The organism is Profundibacter sp. (assembly GCF_056498605.1).
In genome coordinates this window covers 1-23,791 of the sequence record NZ_JBSMEZ010000036.1, presented here as the reverse complement: position 1 = coordinate 23,791, position 23,791 = coordinate 1, and the positions used below count along the sequence as shown (strand labels likewise).

Annotated in this window: 26 protein-coding genes; 8 read left to right on the top strand and 18 right to left on the bottom strand. The window is 54.9% G+C overall.

Annotated elements, in window-relative coordinates; genetic code table 11:
* From ACWB12_RS04170 to ACWB12_RS04130, 9 genes are all read right to left on the bottom strand, one after another.
* Positions 1–569, bottom strand: a 569-nt coding sequence (locus tag ACWB12_RS04170) for an AMP-binding protein (RefSeq protein WP_479528808.1), incomplete at its 3' end; no start/stop codon positions are given.
* 94 nt (positions 570–663) lie between these two features.
* Positions 664–1,149, bottom strand: coding sequence for an arsenate reductase ArsC (locus tag ACWB12_RS04165; protein WP_479528807.1), 486 nt, complete (start codon positions 1,147–1,149; stop codon positions 664–666).
* 73 nt (positions 1,150–1,222) lie between these two features.
* Positions 1,223–1,336 carry an entericidin A/B family lipoprotein gene (locus ACWB12_RS04160; RefSeq protein WP_479528806.1) on the bottom strand — a complete coding sequence of 38 codons (114 nt, stop codon included), beginning with the start codon at positions 1,334–1,336 and terminating at the stop codon, positions 1,223–1,225.
* Positions 1,337–1,340: 4 nt separating this feature from the next.
* Positions 1,341–3,155: an extracellular solute-binding protein gene (locus tag ACWB12_RS04155; RefSeq protein WP_479528805.1), complete on the bottom strand. Its 1,815-nt coding sequence runs from the start codon at positions 3,153–3,155 to the stop codon at positions 1,341–1,343.
* Between the two features lie 297 nt (positions 3,156–3,452).
* Positions 3,453–3,668 carry a hypothetical protein gene (locus ACWB12_RS04150; protein WP_479528804.1) on the bottom strand — a complete coding sequence of 72 codons (216 nt, stop codon included), beginning with the start codon at positions 3,666–3,668 and terminating at the stop codon, positions 3,453–3,455.
* A gap of 90 nt (positions 3,669–3,758) precedes the next feature.
* Positions 3,759–4,466, bottom strand: a complete 708-nt coding sequence (locus ACWB12_RS04145) for a DUF502 domain-containing protein (RefSeq protein WP_479528803.1) — start codon at positions 4,464–4,466, stop codon at positions 3,759–3,761.
* Between the two features lie 104 nt (positions 4,467–4,570).
* Positions 4,571–5,488, bottom strand: a complete 918-nt coding sequence (locus ACWB12_RS04140) for a pseudouridine-5'-phosphate glycosidase (protein WP_479528802.1) — start codon at positions 5,486–5,488, stop codon at positions 4,571–4,573.
* Entirely contained in the window at positions 5,485–6,378 is an 894-nt protein-coding gene (locus tag ACWB12_RS04135; protein ID WP_479528801.1) for a PfkB family carbohydrate kinase, read from the bottom strand. The genes ACWB12_RS04140 and ACWB12_RS04135 overlap by 4 nt, the downstream gene beginning before the upstream one ends.
* Before the next feature lie 49 nt (positions 6,379–6,427).
* Positions 6,428–7,246, bottom strand: coding sequence for a DUF4198 domain-containing protein (locus ACWB12_RS04130; RefSeq protein ID WP_479528800.1), 819 nt, complete (start codon positions 7,244–7,246; stop codon positions 6,428–6,430).
* On the opposite strand from ACWB12_RS04130, the gene ACWB12_RS04125 reads away from it, so the two are divergent.
* The 3 genes from ACWB12_RS04125 to tsf all read left to right on the top strand — a co-directional run bounded on the left by ACWB12_RS04125 (position 7,230) and on the right by tsf (position 10,556).
* Positions 7,230–8,372 carry a HupE/UreJ family protein gene (locus tag ACWB12_RS04125; RefSeq protein WP_479528799.1) on the top strand — a complete coding sequence of 381 codons (1,143 nt, stop codon included), beginning with the start codon at positions 7,230–7,232 and terminating at the stop codon, positions 8,370–8,372. The two genes, ACWB12_RS04130 and ACWB12_RS04125, sit on opposite strands and share 17 nt — an antisense overlap.
* A 275-nt stretch (positions 8,373–8,647) precedes the next feature.
* Complete coding sequence (gene rpsB / locus ACWB12_RS04120) at positions 8,648–9,604, top strand: 30S ribosomal protein S2 (RefSeq protein ID WP_479528798.1); 957 nt, start codon at positions 8,648–8,650, stop codon at positions 9,602–9,604.
* 79 nt (positions 9,605–9,683) lie between these two features.
* Positions 9,684–10,556 carry a translation elongation factor Ts gene (tsf, locus tag ACWB12_RS04115; RefSeq protein ID WP_479528797.1) on the top strand — a complete coding sequence of 291 codons (873 nt, stop codon included), beginning with the start codon at positions 9,684–9,686 and terminating at the stop codon, positions 10,554–10,556.
* 453 nt (positions 10,557–11,009) lie between these two features.
* On the opposite strand, the gene ACWB12_RS04110 is transcribed toward tsf, so the two are convergent.
* Positions 11,010–11,762 carry a helix-turn-helix transcriptional regulator gene (locus ACWB12_RS04110; RefSeq protein WP_479528796.1) on the bottom strand — a complete coding sequence of 251 codons (753 nt, stop codon included), beginning with the start codon at positions 11,760–11,762 and terminating at the stop codon, positions 11,010–11,012.
* Positions 11,759–12,202: a type II 3-dehydroquinate dehydratase gene (gene aroQ / locus ACWB12_RS04105; protein ID WP_479528795.1), complete on the bottom strand. Its 444-nt coding sequence runs from the start codon at positions 12,200–12,202 to the stop codon at positions 11,759–11,761. The genes ACWB12_RS04110 and aroQ overlap by 4 nt, the downstream gene beginning before the upstream one ends.
* Before the next feature lie 121 nt (positions 12,203–12,323).
* Between aroQ and ACWB12_RS04100 the strand changes: the two genes are divergently transcribed.
* Positions 12,324–13,511: an NAD(P)/FAD-dependent oxidoreductase gene (locus ACWB12_RS04100; RefSeq protein ID WP_479528794.1), complete on the top strand. Its 1,188-nt coding sequence runs from the start codon at positions 12,324–12,326 to the stop codon at positions 13,509–13,511.
* A gap of 168 nt (positions 13,512–13,679) precedes the next feature.
* Here the strand turns inward: ACWB12_RS04100 and ACWB12_RS04095 are convergent, their stop codons facing one another.
* From ACWB12_RS04095 to ACWB12_RS04070, 6 genes are all read right to left on the bottom strand, one after another.
* Positions 13,680–13,862: a hypothetical protein gene (locus ACWB12_RS04095; RefSeq protein WP_479528793.1), complete on the bottom strand. Its 183-nt coding sequence runs from the start codon at positions 13,860–13,862 to the stop codon at positions 13,680–13,682.
* A 213-nt stretch (positions 13,863–14,075) separates the two neighbouring features.
* Positions 14,076–15,023, bottom strand: coding sequence for an FAD:protein FMN transferase (locus ACWB12_RS04090; RefSeq protein ID WP_479528792.1), 948 nt, complete (start codon positions 15,021–15,023; stop codon positions 14,076–14,078).
* Positions 15,013–17,223 carry a PepSY domain-containing protein gene (locus ACWB12_RS04085; RefSeq protein WP_479528791.1) on the bottom strand — a complete coding sequence of 737 codons (2,211 nt, stop codon included), beginning with the start codon at positions 17,221–17,223 and terminating at the stop codon, positions 15,013–15,015. Before ACWB12_RS04085 ends, ACWB12_RS04090 begins: the two co-directional genes overlap by 11 nt.
* A gap of 30 nt (positions 17,224–17,253) precedes the next feature.
* Entirely contained in the window at positions 17,254–17,721 is a 468-nt protein-coding gene (locus ACWB12_RS04080; RefSeq protein WP_479528790.1) for a DUF2271 domain-containing protein, read from the bottom strand.
* A 182-nt stretch (positions 17,722–17,903) separates the two neighbouring features.
* Positions 17,904–18,518, bottom strand: coding sequence for a cytochrome b/b6 domain-containing protein (locus ACWB12_RS04075; RefSeq protein ID WP_479528789.1), 615 nt, complete (start codon positions 18,516–18,518; stop codon positions 17,904–17,906).
* Between the two features lie 62 nt (positions 18,519–18,580).
* On the bottom strand, positions 18,581–18,904 hold the full coding sequence (locus ACWB12_RS04070; protein WP_479528788.1) for a PepSY domain-containing protein: 324 nt from the start codon (positions 18,902–18,904) through the stop codon (positions 18,581–18,583).
* A gap of 147 nt (positions 18,905–19,051) precedes the next feature.
* On the opposite strand from ACWB12_RS04070, the gene ACWB12_RS04065 reads away from it, so the two are divergent.
* Together ACWB12_RS04065 and ACWB12_RS04060 are read left to right on the top strand one after the other, a co-directional pair.
* On the top strand, positions 19,052–19,714 hold the full coding sequence (locus tag ACWB12_RS04065; protein WP_479528787.1) for a response regulator transcription factor: 663 nt from the start codon (positions 19,052–19,054) through the stop codon (positions 19,712–19,714).
* Positions 19,711–21,045 (top strand): ATP-binding protein, encoded by a 1,335-nt coding sequence (locus tag ACWB12_RS04060; protein WP_479528786.1) that lies wholly within the window; start codon positions 19,711–19,713, stop codon positions 21,043–21,045. The genes ACWB12_RS04065 and ACWB12_RS04060 overlap by 4 nt, the downstream gene beginning before the upstream one ends.
* Before the next feature lie 448 nt (positions 21,046–21,493).
* Here ACWB12_RS04060 and ACWB12_RS04055 read toward each other — a convergent pair whose 3' ends face one another.
* Complete coding sequence (locus ACWB12_RS04055; protein ID WP_479528785.1) at positions 21,494–21,961, bottom strand: Lrp/AsnC family transcriptional regulator; 468 nt, start codon at positions 21,959–21,961, stop codon at positions 21,494–21,496.
* Positions 21,962–22,124: 163 nt separating this feature from the next.
* Here ACWB12_RS04055 and ACWB12_RS04050 point away from each other — a divergent pair, with 163 nt between their 5' ends.
* Complete coding sequence (locus ACWB12_RS04050; protein WP_479528784.1) at positions 22,125–23,597, top strand: NAD-dependent succinate-semialdehyde dehydrogenase; 1,473 nt, start codon at positions 22,125–22,127, stop codon at positions 23,595–23,597.
* 23 nt (positions 23,598–23,620) lie between these two features.
* Positions 23,621–23,791, top strand: a 171-nt coding sequence (locus tag ACWB12_RS04045; protein WP_479528809.1) for an aminopeptidase P family N-terminal domain-containing protein, incomplete at its 3' end; no start/stop codon positions are given.

Below are 23,791 nucleotides of genomic sequence, written 5' to 3'. Positions count from 1 at the left end.
CGGCGCGCCCAGATCGCGCGATGCGCATGGCACACGGCGCGGGACTGGCCCGAGGTGCCGGAGGTGTAGATGATATAGGCCAGACGGTCAGGCGAACCCTCGTTATAGAACGCAGGGTGCAGGGTATGAAAACCATGCAGGGTTTTGGCGGGCAGGATCAAACAGGGCGCGTTGGTGGGCATTGCAATGTCTGCACCCGCGACAATCAGGGTGGGGGACAGATCGGCGCATATTTTATCAACCTCGGGTGTGGTCAACTGCGGCGAGGTCGGCACCGGCACCATGCCTGCCGTAATCGCACCTAAAAACAGGATCGGAAATTCGAGCGTATTGCCCAGCCGCATCAGGATGCGGTCGCCGGGTTTCAGGCCCAATTGCAACAGTCCGGTGGCGGTGCCACGCACGGCGGCTTCCAACTGGGCATAGGTCCAGTCATCCTGAGTGCCCATGCCAATGATCGAAAGCGCGGTTTTATCGCCCAGGGCGGTGGCGCACGTCAGAACATATTGCGCCATGTTGAATGGTGCAGGGCAGGGCGGTGGCTGGCCTTGGTTGAAAATCGAGCTCATCCGGTAGTGCTATGATGTAGCGAATAGGGAGGCAAGGGTGGTGATGATCGAATGCCGCATTGCGGGGCCGGTTAATGCGGCCCGTCGTTCACCCTCAAAGGCTGCCGATCTGGTCAAGCGCTGTCTTTAATTCAGCACCGCTCAGGGTTTCAATCGGGAGGTCTAGCAAGGCCGCCGCCCGCTTGGCAAGGATTTGGTAGGCTTTCGAAAACGCATCCTGCCAGTCGGCCTTATCGGCTGCGGCTGGATCTTCCACACCCCAATGGCTGCGCACGGGTGCGCCGGAGTAACGGCTGGGCCAGATCGGACAAGTCTCGCCCGCCGCCGATCCGCAAACCGTAATCACCACATCCATCAGAGGGGCATCAGGGCGGGCAAATTCGTCCCAGCTTTTGGAGCGCAGCAGGCTGGTATCATAGCCCAATTTGCCAAGCAGCGCCAAAGATTGCGGATGCACCACGCCGGTCGGGTGCGAGCCTGCGGAATAGGCCGTGATCCGGCCACCCGACGTGTGGTTCAAGATCGATTCCAGCAAGATCGAGCGGGCCGAATTTCCGGTGCAAAGGACAAGTATATTCATAAGAATATCATAGTGCGGAAATGTAACAGCATGATGACGGCCACCGCATCACCGCTCATAATTATCTTAGGCACTACAGCGCATCGCCAACCTTGCGGGCCCCTGCCGAAATATCACGTCCCATACCCTCGACTGTGGCGCATGCGCCAAGGCCAAGAATGCCAATCAGTAGGATCATTTTGATCATAGTCTTATTCCTCATACCACCACACATCCGGCTGAAAGCCGATCCAGTCGCCATACATTGGCAGCCGATCCATTGGGTAACGCAATTCCTTTTTGTGGGCAATGCGGGATGGCCCCGACATCCAGATCGGAATCACATAACGCCCCGCTGTCAAAATCCGGTCCAGCGCTTTGGTGGCGGCGCGAAAATCATCCTGACTTTCCGATGTCACCAGATGGTTGATCATCGCCTCGGCGGCGGGTGAATTCATACCCATCCAATTGCGTGTGCCGGGTTCGGTCACACCGGCAGCCCCCCAATACAACATCTGCTCGTTGCCGGGGCTAAGCGACATGCCGCGACGATAGTAAGCCATGTCGAAATCATAGGTCGTGGTACGTTCTTTATACTGCGCCTTGTCGATCAAGGTGACGCGCGGGGAGATCCCCAGCCGCGTTAGTGACTGCACATAGATATCGATAATCGACTGCACTTCGCTTGAACCCAGCTTTAGTACAATCTCGAAAGTAAACTCTTTGCCATCCGCATTCTTCATTACGCCGTCCTGCACGGTCCAGCCCGCTTGCTCAAGCAGGGCAGTGGCCGCGCGGATGTTTTTTCGGTTACGTTCGCTACCATCCGATACGGGCGGGGTGTACCCTTCCAGCGTTCCGGGCAGCAAGTCATCGGCAAAGGGGGCCAGTAACTCGGCGACGCGTCCCTTTGCTGGGCCGGGATCCATACCCAACACAGAATTTGAGAAATAAGACGCGATGCGCGGTTCCGTGCCGCCATTCACCGTTTCATTGATAAATTCAAAATTGAACGCCAGCGACATCGCCTCGCGCACCCGCCAGTCTTCGAATATCGGGTTACGGGTGTTCATCACCAGACCGGTGATTCCGGTTGGACGCTGGTGCGGCACGACCGATTTAACAACCGCACCCGATTGCACGGAAGGAAAATTATACAACGTATCCCATTTGCCCGCGTTGCCTTCGCGCATGACGTCGATTTCGCCAGCCTTGAACGCTTCAAACAGGATGCTTGAATCGCCAAAAAACTCCATTCGGATTTCGTCAAAATTATTAGTGCCTCGACGAAACGCTATATCATTGCCCCAATAGTCGGGGTTGCGTTTCAGAACCAGATTGCGACCCACCTCGAAACTGTCGATCACGTAAGGGGCGGTGGCAATAGGGGCCTCAAGCGAGGATTGGGCAAAATCCTTGCCCTCCCATTGGGCCTTTTTCAGTATCGGACGCATGCCGACCAGCAGCGCCAGTTCGCGGTCTTCGACATTAAAGGTGAAACGGATGCTGCGCGCACCGGTTGCCTCGGCTTTGTCGATTTTACCCCAGACACCTTTGTAGCGCGGGTGGCCCACAGTGCCCAAAGTTTCATAAGACCACAGCACGTCTTCGACCGTCACGGGGCTTCCGTCCGAGAATCGGGCCTCAGGGCGCAGGGTGAATTCGACCCATGTGCGATTCGGGTCAGTTTCAACCGATTCGGCCAAAAGACCGTAAAGCGAGAACGGTTCGCCATAACTGCGGCCCATCAGGCTCTCGTATGCAAGGAAGCGTAATTGCCAGGGAACACGCCCTTTCAGGATGTGCGGATTGAGTGAATCAAAGCTGCCGACCTCGCCCAAAACTATACGCCCGCCCTTCGGCGCATCTGGGTTTGCATAAGGGAGAGACACAAAATCCTGTGGTAGGGCGGGTTGCCCATACATAGCTATGCCATGTTGCGGCTCTGCATGGGCGAATCCGGCGGCAAAGATCAAACATGCGCCCGCAGCCCATTGGCCTAGGTTTTTGAAATAAACTGATCTCATTTTGGCAACAATCCCTTTTGTCCCTTGTTTCGTTATGGATCAGCGTAACGACACAATCCAAGCATTTCAAACTTTTAGCTTGGCGCACGGCGAATGATTGCGTATAAAGTATTCACTGCTCGATAGGTTTCTTGCCTGTATGAAACCTGCCTCAATAACTTAACGCCAGCTTCGTGCTGGCGTTTTTTTTGTGGATTTTTCTGACCTGTAATTTTCAATTGTCTAAAATGTGTGCGGCCCGCTGTATTCACAACGGGCCGTTACAGAGTTTAACATAACAAGATAGTGATTGTCCCGTTATTGTATAAGTTCACCACCGCCGCCACCACCGCCGCCGCTAGATGCAGCCGCCGCCAGAAAGATCAACAGCAGGATCGGGATCAGCAGACCGCCGCCTGAACTGCCTGTGGCAGCTTCAACAACTTCTGGTTCCATCATCGGTTCAACAAGGTTCCCAGCAAACGCTTGGGTCGAGGTAAGCACCGCAGTTGCGGCCAACATAAGCTTTTTCATATTCAATCTCCTGAGTTTTCAAAATGTACACGCGAACGTTACACGCTATATATTGTGTTTTCAATATCCAACAAGACAAAAAATGGGCGCCTATGCGTCTTCGTCATCCAGCGGCAATCGCGGCTGATCCGTATCTTTGATGTTCGGATAAACCAGCCCCGCCGAGATCACCAGTTTCATCGCGTCACCAACGCTCATATCCAATTCGATCAGATCGGATTGCGGAAGGAATAGCAAAAATCCAGATGTTGGGTTCGGGGTGGTTGGCAAAAATACCGAAATCAATTGCTCGCCCACAGGGATTTTCTCCTGAAGCTCGCCCTTGGTGGTGGTTGAAATAAAGGCAACCGCCCAAATCCCCTTACGCGGGTATTCGATCAGGCAGACCTTGTCGAACGACGTATCCGATTGCGCAAATACAGTTTCGGCCAGCTGTTTCAGTCCATTATAGATAGACCGCACAACTGGCATCCGGTCTACGATGTCTTCGCCCCATCGCAGCAGGGATTTGCCCATGATGCCTTTGGTCAGCCACCCGATGATCACAGTGAAAACCAGAAAGATAATCACCCCGACACCGCGTAAATCAATGCCGATATAGGGTTTGGGGGTAAATGTGGTCGGGATGAACGGCAAAACCCAGCTGTCAATCTTGCCGGTAATGGCCCACATCAACCACAGTGTCATCCCGATTGGGGCAACAACCACAAGGCCAGTGAAAAAGTTGGTTCTAAGGCCAGCAAACCAGCGCCGTTTGCGGCGTTCGGTTAACGGGGGCAGGTTTTTGGGTTTGGGCATGTTATCCGGCTATGATCTGTTTCAGGTGGAATGTAGGCATGCACCGGCGACTTCACAATGACCTTCCCCTTGAAATATCGTTGTTTTTTGGGTGTTTCCCACGATTACTGCCCCAAAATGTGGAATTGGACGGCAATATCGGTGGCAAGGCGGGCGTTGTTCATCACCAGCGCGATATTTGCGGTGAGCGAAGCGCCATCCGTTAGCTCAAATATCCGTTGCAGCAGGAACGGGGTGACTGATTTGGCTGAAATACTTTGGACGTCGGCCTCATCCAGTGCTTGTTTGATGAGCGGGGCCAGCTTGGTTTGTGGGATTTCGGCGATCTGCGGGATCGGGTTGGCGACCAGTTGACCGCCAGGTAGGCCCAGTTCTATGCGCGTAATTTGCGCTTTGGCAATTTCGGCCGCACTGTCCATACGCAGCGGGCTAGGCAGATCGGAATTTCGCGACCAAAACGCCGGAATATCATTTTGTTTGAAGGTGATAACAGGCACACCTAATGTTTCAAGTACCTCAAGTGTTTTGGGCACATCCAGAATGGCCTTTGGCCCCGCAGCCACCACCGTGACGGGGGTTTGCGCCAATTCATGCAGGTCGGCCGATATGTCAAATGTGCTTTCCGCCCCGCGATGCACCCCACCGATCCCACCAGTGGCAAACACAGCAATACCCGCCTGATGTGCTGCGATCATCGTGGCGGCTACTGTGGTCGCACCTGTGCCCCCCGTGGCCAGACAGGCGGCAAAATCGGCACGGGACAGCTTGGCGACATCCTTGGCTTGGCCCAGTGTTTCCAGCTCGCTATCCGGTAACCCGATGTGCAATTGCCCGCCCAGCACAGCGATGGTAGCAGGGGTTGCCCCACCGTCCCGCACCACGGCTTCGACCTTGCGGGCGGTGTCCACATTTTGCGGATAGGGCATGCCATGCGTAATGATGGTGCTTTCCAGCGCCACAATCGGGGTGCCATCCGCGCGGGCCTTGGCCACTTCAGGGGAAAACTGCATTTCAATACTCATAGGGGTGTTTCTCCTGAAACATAGGTGGCGGCGGCTTGCAGCGCGCTGGCAAGGGCCGCATCGGGGGATTCACCGCGAATTTCAGCGGCAATATGTGCGGCCATAAAAGTGTCGCCAGCGCCTGTGACCCGTGTAACCAGAACTTCAGGTGGGGCTTGGGTGATGATCGTGCCAGCGTTGCCAAAGGACGCGGAATTGCCGCCGTCCGTCACCATAACCCCGTGTGCGCCGCGCCCAACCAGTGCGGTTGCAGCAAGTTCCGAGGTCGGGAATGTGGTTTGGCACAACAGCCCTGCTTCCTCGATATTAACGTAAAGTGTTGCATTCGGGTGGGCCAACAATGGCGTTAGCCGCTCGGCCTTGCCGGGCGAGGCGGGGGCCACCCGCAGATCAGCGCTGGCAAACAGCCGGCTGGCGGCGATATTTTCCAGCAAGGCAAGCGTCAGGTTGCCATCCAGTGCAATCACCCCGCTGTAGGGCTGATCTGTCGAGCCAAGCGTGCCATCCGCCAACGCCCGCAAGATTTTATCACCCGATGCCTCGAGCGAATGGGCATCCGCAATCGCCGCGATCAACCCGTTGGCCCCTTCAACCGCCATATAGCGGTCGGTTGGCAGGTCTTCGGACAAGTAGACATAGTCACAATTCATCCCCATGCTTTTGCAAGTTCTTAGCAGTTCGACCCCTTCGTCATCCTTGCCGATGGTGGTCAACAGGGCAGGGGTCAGACCAAAGCGGCGCAGGGTCATGGCGATGTTCATCGCCACCCCGCCAGGCAGACGGGTAATCCGCCCGGGCACGTCCGAACCTTGGCGCATATGGCTGGCCGAGCGACCGATCACATCCCAAAGGACGCTACCGATGCACAGAATATCAGGTTGTTTGTTCATCTGCGTGTTGTGACGTGAAGGGCGGGTAATGACAAGGCGGGGCTACGCCTTAGGGCACCGAAAACGTCATCGAGGCCCAGAGCGTTTCCCAAACCACATTTAGCGCGGTCGCGACATCCTCTTGCGGCTCTCGCAACACCACGGCGTCCAGCAGATAGGTATGGCCTGCCTTAACTGGTATCATCGCCTGACCCTGTTGGTCGGTGTGCTGATAGGTGATGTCGACCGCCCCGTCGGGGGCCCGCGCAAACACTTCGATTTGCGCATTGGTGCGGGGTGCGCCCTGATAAAACAATTGCACCGAAAAACCACCTGACAGATCATCGGTATAAGGGTTGTTCAGGGCTACAAATTCAGTCTCCAAACCGGTTGCAATGTCTTGGCCCGTCGCATCCCCAACTCCGATCAGGCTTTTGCAATAACGGGTATATACTTCGCTAAAACGTCCCATCGGCAGATTGCGCTCAAGGTGACGCGCCTCGATATCCGGAAAATCCTTGTGTTTGGCAAAGGCTGCGAATTTTTCCCAATCGTTATATTGCAATGTGCTGTTCGTGGATTCATAGACCAGCACCATCAGCCCGCCTTGCGCCACCGGCATGGTCATCGCGGGAAAATCACCAGCGCGGCTTTGCACTGGACTGCGCTCATCACTTTGAATCCAGTCAAACGTTTCGACCCTTTTATCAAAATACCCGATCTCGATACCTTTGAATTTCTGCCCGTTGCGCAGTTCCACCTGAAGGGTTGTACCGGTTTCGGGTTGAAAATTCTGCGTCTCTAACCAAAACTCGTGGGCAGAAACAGGCAAAGCGATTCCCAGACAGGTTATCGCGTAAAGGATCAGGGATATGACAGGTTTTTTCATGCGGACAAAGCTGACGATTGCGGCACTTTTGTCAAGCCTAGGCTTGTGTTTGGTCACGTTTACCGCCTCCGCACACGAAGTCAGCCCGTCAATCGGTGATTTTACAACGGGCGACGGCCAACTGGTTCTGGAGTTGCGGATCAATCTGGAGGCGTTTGTCGCGGGGATTGATCTGGATGGGGTGGTTGACACCAACGAAACCGCGCAATCAGGTGATTACGACAGCCTGCGCGCCCTTGCGCCTGACGCACTGGAGGCGCGGCTGACGGCGGTCTGGCCCAACATCCGCGACGGGTTCAGGTTGCGAGCAGGGGGCAACGCAGCGGCGTTGGAATTGACCAGCGTTAAAGTGGACGCGATTGGCGACGTTGATTTCCCACGCCCGTCTTTCCTGACCCTAACGGCCGATCTACCCGCCGACACTACAGCGATCAGTTTTGGCTGGGACAAACGGTTTGGCACCCTCGTGTTGCGTCAGAACGGGGTCGAGGATGGCTATACCGGTTATCTGACCGGCGGGCAGAACAGCCCCGATATTGCAGTGGTTGGCGGGGATAAATTGACTGGCTGGCAGGTGTTTTCCCAATACATCCCTGTCGGGTTTGACCATATCCTGCCAAAGGGGCTGGATCACATCCTGTTTGTGCTGGGGCTGTTTTTCCTATCAACCCGCCTGCGGCCATTATTGTGGCAGATCACTGCGTTCACGCTGGCGCATACAGTGACACTGGCCTTGGGCGCCATGGGCTGGGTGACGGTGCCCGCCTCGATTGTGGAGCCGCTGATCGCGGCCTCGATCACTTATGTGGCGGTCGAGAACATATTCACCTCGCACCTTAGCCGATGGCGGCCGATGATCATTTTCGGCTTTGGCTTGCTGCACGGATTGGGATTTGCATCAGTTCTGGGCGAATTCGGCATTCCGGACGATCAGTTTTTCCCCGCGCTGATTGCGTTTAATATCGGGGTGGAGTTTGGTCAGTTGACGGTGATTTCGCTGGCATTTCTGACCGTTGGAATGTGGTTTCGATTCAAGCCGTGGTACCGCCGCCGGATTAGCATTCCAGCGTCGCTGGCCATTGCTGCGGTTGGGGCATACTGGTTTGTCGAGCGGGTCTTCTTTTGATTAGGGATTGCGCCGCCTTACGGCGTCGCCCCAAGAGTTTTGTCCCTGCGGGCCAAAACGCTAATGCCTGCGGCGCGGATATTTATGGAACAGAAACGGGGAGGGGCATTTCTCTGATAAAGGGCTTGCACATCTTCATCAGCCTTTGTATATGCGCGACTTCAATCCCGTGAGGCGGGGCTGGGCTGATCGGGGAGAAATCCCGAAAGGTCCGCCGGTTGAGCATCTGCTCTATTCCCCCGCCCAAGGTACAAACCGGAAAAAAGGATATAAGCATGGCGCTTCCTGAATTTACTATGCGACAGCTACTAGAAGCTGGCGTACACTTTGGCCACCAGACACAACGCTGGAACCCTAAAATGGGTCCGTTCATCTACGGGGCCCGCAACGGCATTCACATCATGGATCTGACACAAACTGTTCCAATGCTGGATCAGGCATTGCAGGCTGTTCGTGATGTTGCTGCCAAAGGCGGACGCATTTTGTTCGTTGGCACCAAACGTCAGGCCGCTGGCCCCGTTGCTGATGCGGCTGAAAAATGTGCGCAATACTACATGAACCACCGTTGGCTGGGCGGCACGCTGACCAATTGGCAGACCATATCAAAATCGATCAAACGCCTGAAAGAGGCCGACGAACTGCTGGAAAGCGGTGCCGAAGGTCTGACCAAGAAAGAACGTCTGGGCGTTGAGCGCCAGCAGGCCAAACTGCAAGCCAGCCTTGGCGGCATCCGCGAAATGGGCAACCAGCCTGATCTGATTTTCGTCATTGATGTTCGCAAAGAAGATCTGGCGATTGCCGAAGCCAACAAGCTGGGCATTCCGGTTGTGGCTGTGGTTGATTCCAACTGCAACCCTGATGGCATCGACTACATCATCCCGGGCAACGACGATGCGGCGCGTGCGATTGCACTATATACTGATCTGGTGGCCCGTGCGGCGCTGGACGGCATGACCGCCCAAATGGGCGCTGCTGGTATTGATCTGGGTGCAATGGAAGAGGCACCGGTTGAAGAGGTGGTTGCTGAAGAAGCGCCCGCTAAAGAAGTTAAAGTAGAAAAAGCCAAGCCTGCTAAAGCCAAGAAAGCTCCGGCCAAGGCGAAAAAGGCTGCTGCTAAAGCGGACGACAAGGCTGGCGATGCCAAAGCGGACGAAGCCAAAGCCGAAGATGCTAAAGTCGAAGACGCACCAACTGAGGCTGAAGCCCCAAAAGAAGAAGCTGCAAAAAGCTAATTCTTTCGCGTAAAGATACAAGATCGGGTGCAGCATCGGTTGCACCCGCATCCCTAACATTCATTTCAGGAGATCCATGATGGCGATTACAGCTGCAATGGTAAAAGAACTGCGTGACAGCACAGGTGCTGGCATGATGGACGCAAAAAAAGCACTGGTTGAAAACGATGGTGACATGGAAGCTGCCGTTGACTGGCTGCGCACCAAGGGCCTCGCCAAGGCCGCCAAGAAATCCGGTCGCACTGCGGCTGAGGGTCTGGTTGCGGTCAGCGTTGACGGCGGCAAGGGTGTTGCGGTCGAGGTGAACTCGGAAACTGATTTTGTTGGCAAAAACGCTGATTTCCAGCAAATGGTTGGCGGCATTGCCGCTGTGGCGCTTGGCGTTGACAACATCGACGCGCTTAACGCGGCGGATATGGGGGGCAAATCGGTTGCCGAGGTCGTCACTGATAAGGTTGCTGTGATCGGCGAGAACATGTCTGTGCGCCGTATGACGGCGCTGACCGGTGATCAGGTTGTGTCCTACGTGCACAACGCTGTGACTGACGGCATGGGTAAAATCGGTGTGCTGGTTGCGCTGAAAGGCGACAACGAAGCGTTTGGCCGTCAAGTTGCGATGCACATCGCTGCGGTGAATCCTGCGTCCCTGTCCGAGGATGACCTGGATGCGGCTGTGGTCGAGCGTGAAAAATCGGTTTTGACCGAGCAAGCCCGCGAATCTGGCAAGCCCGAGCAAGTGATCGAAAAGATGATCGTTGGCCGAATGAAAAAGTTCCTGTCCGAAGTCACGCTTCTTGGCCAGTCCTTTGTCGTGAACCCTGATCTGACGGTTGCGGCAGCGGCAAAGGAAGCTGGCGTCGAGATCACCGGTTTTGCCCGTCTTGAAGTGGGTGAGGGGATCGAGAAGAAAGAGGAAGATTTTGCAGCCGAAGTTGCGAAAATGAACAGCTAGAACCTTTAGCATTATTACGATTAACGGCCTTTGCGGTAATACCGCAGAGGCCGTTTTCGTTTATAGCGCTTTGCATTTAATGTGAGGCTATAAGTATCGGAATTCGCTCACTCTTGGGGTGAATTCCGATACAGGTTAAATGCAAATTGCTTTAGGCATAAAAAAACGGTGCGATCCGGGCAAGGATCACACCGTTTTTTCCGTATTGCGTCCTCCTAATGGGGATGAGGACAGGACGCGGTATTAGGTGTTGGCCAGGCAAAGCATTATTCTTCCCCTGACCAACTCCGGTTTCCCGGACAAACCAGCTAGCCATGCAATCACATGGGGTCTGATCTGAAGTTCCCTGGCAAAATGCCACCACTCACGGAACATGTTTAGAATGCACGTTACCCTTACGTAAAGAAAGTATGGGATTCCTTACCTATCCAAAAGGACAGGTTTTTCGGGGGGTTAGGCCTCGAGAAGGAATATCTGGTTCTGGAATGATGCCTTTAACACCGCTTGAGCAGTGGTATCCACATCCAGCGCCTCGCGGGCCAGCCGCAAATGTTTTTCCACTGTTGCAGACGTCAGCCCCATAATGGTGGCAATATCCTGCATGGTTTTGCCATCGCCCACCCATTCCAGAACCTCGCGTTGGCGGCTGGTCAGGGCGCGGCGCGAACTGGCGTAGGGCAGGCTGATAATTTTCAAATGAACAACATTGCTGATCACCGAAATTTCCTGACCGTGCTTTTCCCAAATCGCATCGATATCGCTTTGTGTAAGGCCTGCTTTGCCCGCTATAGCGATCCCGCCCTTGGTGCGGGCTGTGCTGGATTTGAAACTAATGGTGTATCCAGCAGTTATTCCCTTTGCCCGGTTCAGCGCAATCACCTTGCGCTCGCTTTCGGTAAAGGCATCCAGATCAACCAGTTGATTCATCCAGCTCCAGCTGCACGCGCCAGTGTTTTCCAAGGTCCAGCGCATCATCGGCGCGTGGTAATACAGGCCCGTGTCGACATATTCTTTGACGTAATCCGCCTCATAGTTGGTCAGAATTAGCGAATCCAGAATATCACCCAGAGATGTTGCTGTTTTGAAGCGGGTAAACCCGTATAACAACCGGTCAAAGCCGAATTCGGCCATTTTTTCAGTATACAGCGCCCATAAATCCTCGACCGAATCCGCGTCACAAACACTCTCTAGAAAAGCTGTAGTCATGTTGCATGCCCCAGATAGGACAGCATCGCATCTATCGCCAAATTGTATCCGTCAGGACCAAATCCGCAGATTTGCCCCACAGCAACCGGTGCGATGTATGATTTATGCCGGAATTCCTCGCGGGCATGGATGTTTGACAGGTGCAGCTCGACCACCGGCACCTCAACCGACGCAATCGCATCCATCAAGGCGACAGAGGTGTGCGTATAGGCGCCCGCATTCAGGATAATCCCGTCATGGGTGCCGCGCGCCGCCTGTATGGCATCCACCAGTTCACCTTCGTGATTGGACTGCAAGCAAGTGACGTCGCAACCACAATCCTTGGCCTTGGCTGCGCACATGGCTTCGACCTCGGCCAAAGTGGTTTTGCCGTAGACTTCGGGTTGACGTGTGCCAAGCAGATTCAGGTTTGGCCCGTTCAGTATAAGTAATGATGTCATCTGTTGCCCCAGATTGAAGAGTTCATAATATGAAATCTGCGTTAACCAATCAAGCAATAGTATTTTTGCTTTTGATTTCAATTCTCTGTGTTACAAGAAAATCATACAAACGGGGCAGGGCATGGGCATCCAGAACAGCTATGATGTGGTGATCATTGGCGGCGCCGTGATGGGCAGTTCGGCCGCGTTTTGGCTGTCACGGATGGATCCAGACCTGCGGGTGTTGGTGATCGAGCCTGATCCGGGGTACAGCCGGTCCTCGACAGCACTTTCTGTGGCCTCGATCAGGCAACAATTCACCACTTCTGTTAACGTTAATATTTCACGCTTTGGCATTGAATTCATTAAGAATATTGAATCATATCTAGGGCAGGCTGGTGATGTGGCCTCGCTTGGGTTTCAGGAAAACGGGTACCTGTTTCTGGCGGGCAGCACCGCCAGCGAAGCCACGATGCGCGAAGCCTGCGAAATGCAACGTGCGCATGGGGCACACACGCAATTGCTAGACCCTGAGGCGTTAAAGACGCGGTTTGACTGGCTGAATGTGGATGATATCCGTTTGGCCAGCTTTGGTCCGCAAGATGAAGGCTGGTTTGACAACATGAGCCTTCTGGGCGGTTTAAAAAAGGCGGCGATTGCCCAAGGGGTAAGCTATATTAAGGATCGCGTGGTTGCATTGGGCCATGACGCTGGCCAGATCAAAACGGTTACTTTGGCGGGATTCGGCGCGATTTCAGCGGGTCATGTGGTTAGTTCGGCTGGAACCTCGGCCAATGGCATTATGCAAATGTTGGGTGGTAAATTGCCCGTAGAGGCCCGTAAACGCACAGTTTTTATGATTGACGCCCCGAATGCAATCCATCCTGACGCCCCCTTAATGGTGTGTCACAGCGGATTTTACCTGCGACCTGAACACAAGCACTGGATATGCGCCATCGTGCCGGATGACGATCACGTTGCTGATCCGGACGATTTTGAGCCCGATCTGGCGATGTTCGAGGATGTGATCTGGCCCAAACTATATGAACGCGCACCAGGATTTGACGCGGTTAAGGTTCTGTCAGCCTGGGCGGGGCATTATGCCTATAATACACTGGATCAGAACGCGATCATTGGCGCACATCCCAATTGGCGTAACCTGTTTCTAATGAACGGATTTAGCGGCCACGGGTTGCAACAAGCACCAGCCGTTGGTCGCGGCATTGCTGAGTTGATCCTGAGTGGCACGTATCAAACGATTGATCTGTCGGACCTGAGTGTGGAGCGAATACTGGGTAATATACCATTTTTCGAAAAGGCTATTGTGTAAAGGTATGTATCGTAAGTTGTAGTTATATAATAATAAAGTCAAATTTTTAATATATTATAATAGCAACATAATACTGATTATGCGTATTTTAAATCTATACAGGTACATGTAAAAACCCCTTTAAGAATGCAACTCGTATTGTCGTGTTTCCAGGATAATTGCCCCCTATCAAACCAGAAGCGCAAGTTTGGCAATGTTGAGGAAATGCCATTCAAATCGATCATAAGTCGCGCGGTGCATCAGTTCTCTGAATTTGGACATTATTGATGCGCCCGTTTCAAACCCGAACGTTTCAAAATCCTCCTCCAACAACAGATCACGGTTGCCATTGATTTTTTTGCTAGATCGCATGGAGCACCGTAACTGCTTTTGCAATAGAACACCTGTATTACTGTCATAGTTTCTGGGTTTTTGAGAAGTGCATAAAAGCGCATTCCAAGAGTGGCTATATTGCCCCCTACCCGCAACAAGCCCTGAGTAAACTGGATTTAATTGCGGCTATTGGTCGGTAATAAATACCACAATTCAGAAGGGATAGTTCTGACTGTACGGGACTGGCCGCGTTTACTGCTCGTTGTCAAAAAGCAGCCCGATACCGTGCTGGCGCAACTCGTTTCCCGCACGTTCCAGTATCAGGCAATCCACCCCGTGCTTTTGGGCAAATACGCGCCCTTTGGTCACCCCTAATACCAGAATGGAAGTGGCCATTGCGTCCGCTGTCATACCATCGGCAGCCACGACAGTGACACCAGCAATACCAGGCTGTGCCGGGCCACCCATGCGGCGGTCCATCGTGTGGGAAAAACGGGTCTGGCTGACCTCGACCCAGTGACGGTAATCGCCTGATGTGGCCACTGCCGCATCCTGCAATTCCAGCATTGATAGCGGCAGGCGGGCGTCATAAGCGGGTTTTTCGATCACCACGGTCCACGGAGTGCTGTCGGGTTGCACGCCTTTGGCGCGCAATTCCCCGTCTAGTGCCACAAGGGCCGAGGGGATGGCGAAATCATCGCAAACCTGCATCATCCGGTCCACGCCATAGCCTTTGGCGATGCCGGACAGATCCAGCGCCAGCGGGGCCAGTTTGCGGGCGCGAGGGGCGCATTTGTCCAGTTCCAGAACCTCGTGCGCGGGGCGGCGGAGTTGCCCCAGATTGGCCCGGATTACGGTTTCGTCGGCGTTGTCAACCCCAAAGCCCCAGGCGTTGACCAGATCACCCAGCCCGATGTCGAACGCCCCGTCCGAGCTCTGACCGATTTCCAGCCCGCGCACCAGCACCTGCATCAGTTCGGGCGGGGTTTCCACCCAGTCCCCGACCGGTGCCGCGTTCAGACGCATCAGATCACTGTCGGCTTTCCATGTGGACAACTGCGCATCCACCTGTGCTACGGCAGCGGTCAGTGCTACTTCTACGGCGGCAGCGTCAATCCCGTAAGGCAAGCCCAGATCGGCACGCCAGTGGGTGCCCATTACCGGGCCACCCATTTTGATGTGGGTCAGTTCAATAGACATCTTCGGCGTATCTCCCCTGCTCTTTTAACCGGACCGGACACAGCCCGTGCGGGGTTAGCATATCATGCAGGGCTTGGGATACTCCGGCCGCCATTTCACGCCCGCCACAAACTAGAATCTGCGCGCCATCCTCGATCAGGCCGGTGATTTTTGCGGCGTCGCGGCGCAGGATGTCCTGCACATAGGCGCGATGATCGGTGCGCGAGGTGGCGATATTGACGGTTTCCAGATGGCCACTGTCCTGCCATGTCAGCATTTCCTCGCCATAGAACAGATCGGACGCCTCGTGCCGGATACCGAAATACAAGTGCATCGGGCGTTGTTTGGTGTTGGCGCGGGCAAAACCTGCCAGCGGGCCGATGCCGGTTCCGGCCCCGATCAGGATCACCGGCTTTTTGTTGCGGGCAGGCCGGAAATCGGGGTTGGGACGGATGAAGGCGGTGATGTTTTCACCGATCTGCAAATCCAGTAACTGCCCCGAACACAAACCCTGCGCATGTTTCTTGACGCAAATCTCAACAAAACCGTCACGGGTGCCGCTGGCCAGCGAATAAAGCCGCGCAATGTCAGAACCCTGCGGAAGAATTCCCAGCAGATCACCGGCCTGAAAGCGTTTCCAGCTACGGCCGCGCAACCGGTCCAGCAAACCGGTGCGGGGTATGGCAAAGCGCAGGATCGCAGTGGGGGCCTGCACCTCCTGGCCGTATTCGCGGCGTGAAATCAGGGTCAAATGTCGGGTTCTGGGCTGTGCGGGTTTGTGAACCATCTCCAGATCAAGGCCCAGTGCCTGCCCCAGCGCCCTGCCCCAGCGGGCAAAATCCTGTGGCGATTGCTGGTCAACCGTATCCATCGGGATCAGTTGATCCCAGCCCTTTTCGGCAACCTGTTCAACCACTTGCTGTGCAAAGGCGCAATAGGCAGGGAATTGGCGATCACCAAAACCCAGGACGGCCAGCTTGGCTGCAGGGGCGGTTTTCAGTGCAATCAGCCGGTCCATAAATCCATTGGCCGAGGCCGGTGACACACCATCGCCATAGGTGGCTGCCAGCAGGATGATCCGTTTGGCGGATGTATATCTGGCCGGATCAAAGCGCGACATTGGCGCGGTGTGAACCGAATGGCCCTGTGCCATTAGTGCGTCTTGCAAAGTGGCCGCAAAGCCCCATGTGCTGCCCCCTTCGGACCCAACAAGGATCACGGTATCGGCCTGTTTGGCGGGCACATTTTTGGGCATTTTCGGACGGGCACGCCGCGCGGCCCACCACATGACCACACCGGTTGTCGCCATGACCGGCACACCCAGAACCATCAGGCCCATGATCAGCCCCAGCCCCCACGCGCCCTGCCCCGTGTGCAGCATATAGATGAATTCGAACACCTGCTGCCATGCGCCAAGCGGTTGCCATGCCAGCATTTCACCAGTGCCCTGATCAACATAGCCTTCGCCACTGTCGGTGGCGATGGTATAGACATCGGTCGGATCACCGACATAGGGAAAGGTCAGATCACGCAACTGGCTGACGGGAATGGCCGCTAGGGCGGGCATATTGGCTGGATTCAGACCCATTTCACTGCTGACTTTGGCGGGAAAATCGGGAGTAGTGTTTTCCTGCGGCAAAACCTCGAATGTATTGGCCACCATGTAAAGCGAGGTCACCGAGGCCATAATCAGCCCCGCCGCCGTAATGCGGCCGACTTCCACATGCAGACGACCGGTCAGCGGGCCGCGGGTGCGGGCAAAGAACTGTCGCCAGCCGCCCATGCGCCGCGCCACCAGAAACAGCCCCGAGATTGACAGGAACAGCATGGCCAGCGCACCGGCAGCGGCGGTCAAGCGACCACTATCCCCCAGCAACAGCGAACGGTGCAGGCTGGTCAGCCATTGCACAACAGGAGAGGTTTCATAGTCGGCGACACCCTTGCCGGTGGCGGGATCAACCACCACCGCACCGGCAACATCACCTTCAAAGTAATAGGCGGTGATGCGTCCCGAGGGCGCGCGTTTGATTTGCTCGACCCCCGGATAATTTGTGGATACCCGTGCCGCTAGATCGGCCACGTTCTGGCTGGTCTCGGTTATGGCTGGGGCCTGTAGTTTGTTCCATGCGGGAATAACCGAAAGGGTCACACCGCTGATGGCTAAAACCAGCACCAGAACGGTGGCAAACTGACCGGCGTATTTATGCAGGGAACGAAGCATCACGGGGATCCTTATCACGAGGTATCGGGATTATTTGAAGGTAAAGCTGCTGATGTAACGCTTGCCGCGTACGGCTTTGCCGGCATTGGAACGGGTCAGCGGGACCACAACGTCATTGGCCACTTCGCGCCCATTCTCGACCGAACTATCGATGTGCAGCTTATAGCCCGCATCAAACAGCGCATCCGACACATCCAGAGTGACTTTCAGCGTTCGACCCGCGCCAACGCTGGCACCGGTGATGCCACGCACCTGCCCCAGATCACCGCGCGTGGCGCGATGCCAGCCGAGAAGGTGCTTGTAATATTTCGACTTGCCACCGGCCATCCACAAGGTGCCTTTGTAAGCGCCGCTTTTGTCGGTGACATAGATCGCCAGATAGGCACCGGGTCCGCGATAGGTTTTCATCTGCGCGGTAAAGGTAACGGGCTTGGCGGCAACGGCAACCGGGGCGGCGATTGCGGTGGTCAGGGCCAGTACGGATAGTAGAGTTTTCATTTTCATAGTCTCCAGGTTTCGTTTTCTTGCATTCGTTTTGCGGCCCCTGCCTGACCCTTACCTGACACTTTGAAAAAAACTGCTTCAGGTTGCTGTCAGCTTTGGGGGGTGCAAAAAATCAGCCCCGCTCTTGTGGATAAGAGACGGGCCAAGGGACGTTCTGTGAATAAACGCGGGGGACGTTAGGAAATGTCGCCGAGATCTGCGGCAAGCTTTTGGCCGGTGACCATAGCGCGTGCCAGGTTTTCCTTGTGGTGTCTGCTGGCGTAAATCACGCCGACCACATGCAGAAAAATTAGCAGCAACAGAAGGTTGGTTAAAACCTCGTGGATGTCTTTCATGGCCTGCTCTTCGCCTTCTCCGTATTCGTATTGATCGTCATCATCCGAATTTGCAAAGGCTGGGGCAACAAAGGATGGCATTTCAGGTAGCATCGCCATGCGCTCAGGCTCGACCAGCAACCAGCCAGTAACGCCGGTGGCCGCCGTTGTTGCCAATAGGGCAACCACCATTACGGCCCCCAAAGGGTTATGCCCGATATAACGCTTTTCGCGCTTGTTCAGCATATCCTTGGTATAGCAAATCACCTCTTGCGGGGCGCGAATGAACTGGGTGAAGCGGGCATAGCGGGGGCCGATCACACCCCAGATCAGACGAAATCCGATCAGGCCAAGGGCAACGTAGCCAAACCATTCATGCCAGATTTTGCTTTCCTCACTGGTCAGCCATGCAATTGCGATAGTGGCGACAAGGCTCCAGTGGAACAGCCGCAGCAGGGGATCCCATACTTTGATCATTGTGTAATTACCTTTGGTTTACAGTCTGGTTCAAGCAGACGGTTATGGGGGACTGAATGGCATCATTTTACTGGGTTGTTGCCTTCGTCTTCATTGTCATCATCATCTCTACGGTCTTCGTATTCCATTTTGATCACGTCCAAAGTTTTCGGATCAATCGTAACTTCGATTTTACGACCCGAGGCATCATAACCCTTGATCTCGTAACAACCGTCATCAATCTTGACGCGGCGCACGTTCCAGCCCTTTGCCTCGGCCATGTTGCGCACTGCTTCGCGGGTTTGCCATTTTGACATCGGCACATAGCAGTCATCACTATCGGCATAGGCAAGCGTGCCAACCGAAAGGATGGCTAGAACACTGGCTAGTAATAATGATTTATTCATTTTCCATCTCCCGCTTCGGGTTTTGTTACCTGCTTTATGCGCGTGCTTCCTGACGCCAACCTGAATGATATATTCTTTTCTGCTTCAGGTGGCTGTCAGCTTTGTGCAAGATAGAGGGGCGCGGGCATATTATTGGCAGGACAACCGATGCGGGTTGTATTGATCGAGGATGATACGGTGCTGGGTGCAGGCGTGCGCGACCAGATCAAGGCCGAAGGCCATTCGGTCGACTGGGTCACACGGCTGGACGAGGCGGGTGAATATCTGGCCAGTGCCGCCTATGATCTGGTGCTGCTGGACCTGATGCTTCCTGATGGGCGTGGGCTGCCGTTTTTGCGCGAATTGCGCGGGCGGGGTGATGTCACGCCGGTGATCATCCTGACCGCGCTGGACCAGATCAGCGACCGGATCGAGGGGCTGAATGCGGGGGCAGATGATTACATGGTCAAACCGTTTGATCTGTCTGAACTTTCGGCGCGGCTGGCGGCGGTGGCGCGGCGCTATTCCGGCAACCCGAATCCGCTGATAACCATCGGTAATCTGGAAATTGATCTGGCTGCCAAATCGGTGCGTCGCGATGGAAAACCAGTCAGGTTGACCGCGCGCGAATGGGTGTTGTTTGAAGCTTTTGTCCAGCGCCCGGGGCAGATATTGTCCAAGGCCCAGTTGGAAGAACGGCTCTATGCCTTTGATACCGAAGTCGAAAGCAACACCATCGAAGTCCACGTTAGCCGCCTGCGCAAGAAACTGGACAAGGGCACCATCGAAACCGTGCGCGGCATGGGTTACCGACTGGGAGGGGCAGCATGAGGCTGCCTTCCTCCCTCCAGGCACGGCTGGCGCTGGCGATCGGGCTGGGGGTGGCGGTTCTGTGGATCGCAACCTCGCTGATCACAGCGGCCACCCTCCGCAGTGAAATCGACGAAGTCTTTGACAGCGCGCTTCAGGAAACCGCCCAACGCATCCTGCCGCTGGCCGTTCAGGATATATTCGAACGCGAAGATGATGGCACCGAACAACTGATCACTACTCTACGTGAACACGACGAATTCCTGACCTATGTTGTGCGCAACAAGGCAGGGCGGGTGCTGTTACGTTCGCATGATGCCGATATTCGCGATTTTCCGCCTTATGCCGAAAAAGGCCTTGTGCAAACGGCGACCCATCGGTTGTATTACGATGCGGCCCTTGGTGGGGAATTCAACATCGCCATTGCCGAACCACTGGACCACCGCGCCGAAGTGTCACGCGAAACCCTGATGGCGCTGGGCCTGCCGCTGTTTATCCTGCTGCCGTTGACACTGGGCGGGATCTGGTTGCTGGTGCGCATGATGCTGCGCCCCTTGCGCGGGTTTCGCGCTGGGGTGGCCAGCCGTGATGGCAATGACCTGACGCCGGTTGATACTGGCGATTTACCCGATGAAATTACCCCCGTGGCCGAAGCGGTGAACGCCTTGCTGGCTCGCCTGCAACGCACGCTGGCGGCGGAACGCAGCTTTGCTGCCAACGCGGCCCATGAACTGCGCACACCTGTTGCCGCCGCGCTGGCCCAAACACAGCGGCTGAGCGCGGAAACTGGCGAGGACGGCACACGCAAGCGGGCTGGCGACATCGAAGCATCGCTGAAACGTCTGAACCGCCTGTCGGAAAAACTGATGCAGATGGCACGGGCCGAGGGGGCGAACCTATTGACCGATACGCCGCATGATCTGGCCGTAGTGCTGCGGATGGTTGCGGATGATCTGGCACACACCGATAGAGGAAACCGGCTGCTGATGGATCTGCCACCTGAACCGATTATGTCACGGATTGACGCGGATGCCTTTGCCATTGCCGCCCGCAACCTGCTGGAAAACGCCCTACGCCACGGGGATGCAAATTCACCTGTAAACGTCACACTTAAACCGAATGGCACGCTGCAAGTTGTAAACGCCGGCCCTGTCATTCCACCCGAAATACTGCGCGACCTCACCCAACGCTTTGCCCGTGGAAATAGCAACGCACATGGCAGCGGGTTGGGATTGGCTATTGTGCGAACGATTGTCAAAGGGATTGACGGAAATCTGGAGATTTCATCGCCTGCAACAGGGCGCAAGGATGGGGTTCAGGTGGTGGTGTATCCGCCCGGCATCTTACCTTAAACTGGATTCATGACGAACCGAGGGAGACTTAATGTTGTTTCTATACTCAAATCCAATTCGTTGGTATGATCATGAATGAAGCTGGCATTGGCTCTTAAGAGCAAACTGGTTACGGTGGGGGGCGAGGTAATCCCCCCGAAAATTAGTGGTGTTCACGCGTAGAATTTTCTCGGCATAATATCTGAGGAGATTTTTGATGAAGAGGCGTCATCGCAAGGTTTGTTCGCTGAGTAAGGCTAAGAAGGAATGTTTGGTGAACTAGGTTTACTTTATGCCCTTAATACTTTGCGGGATACCGGTCACATTTGAAGTGCTAATACTGACAGACATTTACCGGTGAATATTAGTTTTCTTGTTATTTTCGATGATGAAAACAATGATCGCACGATACTGATCTTGAGGCGCGTGGTTCAAGACACCAAAATTTCCACGGCTTAAAGCAAGCATGTTATTCCCATGGCGGCGTATAAAAAGATGCTTTGATCCGATCCATTACAACAGTGGTTTTAAAACCCTTTATGTCAGGGTTGTCATACAAAAATTCCCGCGTGAATGCCTCGTATTCATTCATGTCTTTGGCGCTGATAATCAAAACAAAGTCGGTGTCGCCGGTTACGTAATAGGCGCTCATCACCACAGGTTCGTTACGCACAGAATTTTTGAAGTGGTCAATGATATCTGAGCGCTCACGTTCCAACTGAACAAAGATCATCATGATGAGCGGCCGCCCAACCGCAACGCTGGAGACAATTGAAACATCACCCTCGATAATTTTGTCATGGCGCAGCCGGTTCAGGCGGCGCTGCGTTGATGTGGGCGACAGGCCGATCTTTTCCGATAGTTGGGCCGAAGTAAGCTGATTATTCAACTGTACCTCGTGAAGTATTTTCCTGTCCAAGGCGTCAAGGTCGCGCATAATATTCAATCTGTGTCTGTATTTGCCAAAGGTAAGCGATTTTTTCAAAATAACGCATAATTTATGCGTGCCGGATTATTATAATGTGCCAATAGAAAACACCACCCTAAACAATCGGAAACTCTTAATGAACATCTGTGCCTCAAACCTTGGGAGAGCCGCGTTGAGCCGCCTTAAAAACCCGGCATTGCTGGTGGGAAAATGCTATGTTGGGGGCGCATGGATCAAGGGCGCAAACGTGGCAGAGGTGATCGACCCTGCAACAGGCTTGCCGATTTTTGAGGTGACGCAATGTGGGGTGGAGGTGGTTGAAACCTGCATAGGCCACGCGCAGGATGCTCAGGCGGGTTGGCAAGCGCTTATGCCGGTGGAGCGCGGCCACATCTTGCGTAAATGGGCCGCTTTGATCCGTGAAAATGCGCCCGATTTGGCGGTTATCATCACGGTTGAGCAGGGAAAACCACTGGCTGAATCTCTGGGTGAGGTCGACTACGGCGCAGGCTTTCTGGATTGGTTCGCCGCCGAGGGCGAACGCGCCTTGGGCCAGACGGTTCCGGCCCACAAACCCGGCATGTTCGCAACCAATTATGCCCAGCCGGTTGGGATTTCACTGGCGATTACGCCGTGGAATTTTCCGTTGGCGATGATTGCGCGCAAGGCCGGGGCGGCGCTGGCGGCAGGCTGCCCGATGATCGTAAAGCCAGCCGGAGAAACGCCGCTTACAGCAAACGCCTTGGCGGTTCTTGCTGGGCAGGCGGGCATTCCGGGCGGCATATTTCAGGTCATCCACGGAAATGCGCCAACGCTTTGTGCGGCTTTGTTGAAGCGTCCTGAAATTCGGGCATTATCGTTTACAGGTTCTACACGCGTCGGCCATATCCTGCTGTCACAGGCGGCGAAAACGGTCAAGCGATGCTCGATGGAGCTTGGCGGCAACGCACCATTTATTGTGTTTGAGGATGCCGATTTGGACGCGGCCGTCACCGGTTGCATGAGTGCAAAGTTTGCTACTTCGGGGCAAGATTGTCTGGCCGCCAACCGCACCTACGTACACGAATCTCTGCATGACGCGTTCGTTACAAAGCTGGCCAAACACATGGCCGGGCTGCGGGTTGGCAACGGGTTGGACGAGGCCTCGGATATCGGGCCAATGACCATCGCGGCAACCCAAGCGGCCTGCGCGCGTTGTGTCAATGCGGCCCTAAAAGCTGGCGCGAAAATCAATGCCGGCAATGCTCCGGTCAAGGACGGCACGTTTTTTGTCCCCCCCGTGTTGCTGACAAATGTTACCGACGATATGGACATTGCCCGTCTGGAAATGTTTGCACCTATCGTTTCGGTGCTGCGTTTCAGCGATGCGCGCGATGTGATCACGCGCGCCAATAACACCGAAATGGGGCTTGCGGCTTATGTCTATACACAATCGATGAATACCGCCCTTTGGGCCTCAAACGCGCTGGAATATGGGATGGTTGCGGTGAACACACCGTCATTTACCGGCCCGCCTTTGCCGTTTGGTGGCTGGAAACAGTCGGGTTTGGGCCGTGAGGGGTCAACCCTCGGGATTAATGAATATCTGGAAAACAAGAATGTCAGTTTTGGCGGCTTGCCATCCTTTGCTATAGCCGCTGAATGATCACGACCAAAGGAAACACACATATGCCCCGGCCCTTCTCTTCCGCCGAATACCAAGCCCGCCTGACCAAAACCCGTGCCGCCATGGATAAGGCGGGGTGCGAGGTGCTGATCGTCACCGACCCTGCCAGCATGGCGTGGTTAACGGGGTATGACGGCTGGTCGTTTTATGTGCATCAGGCGGTGATTATCGGC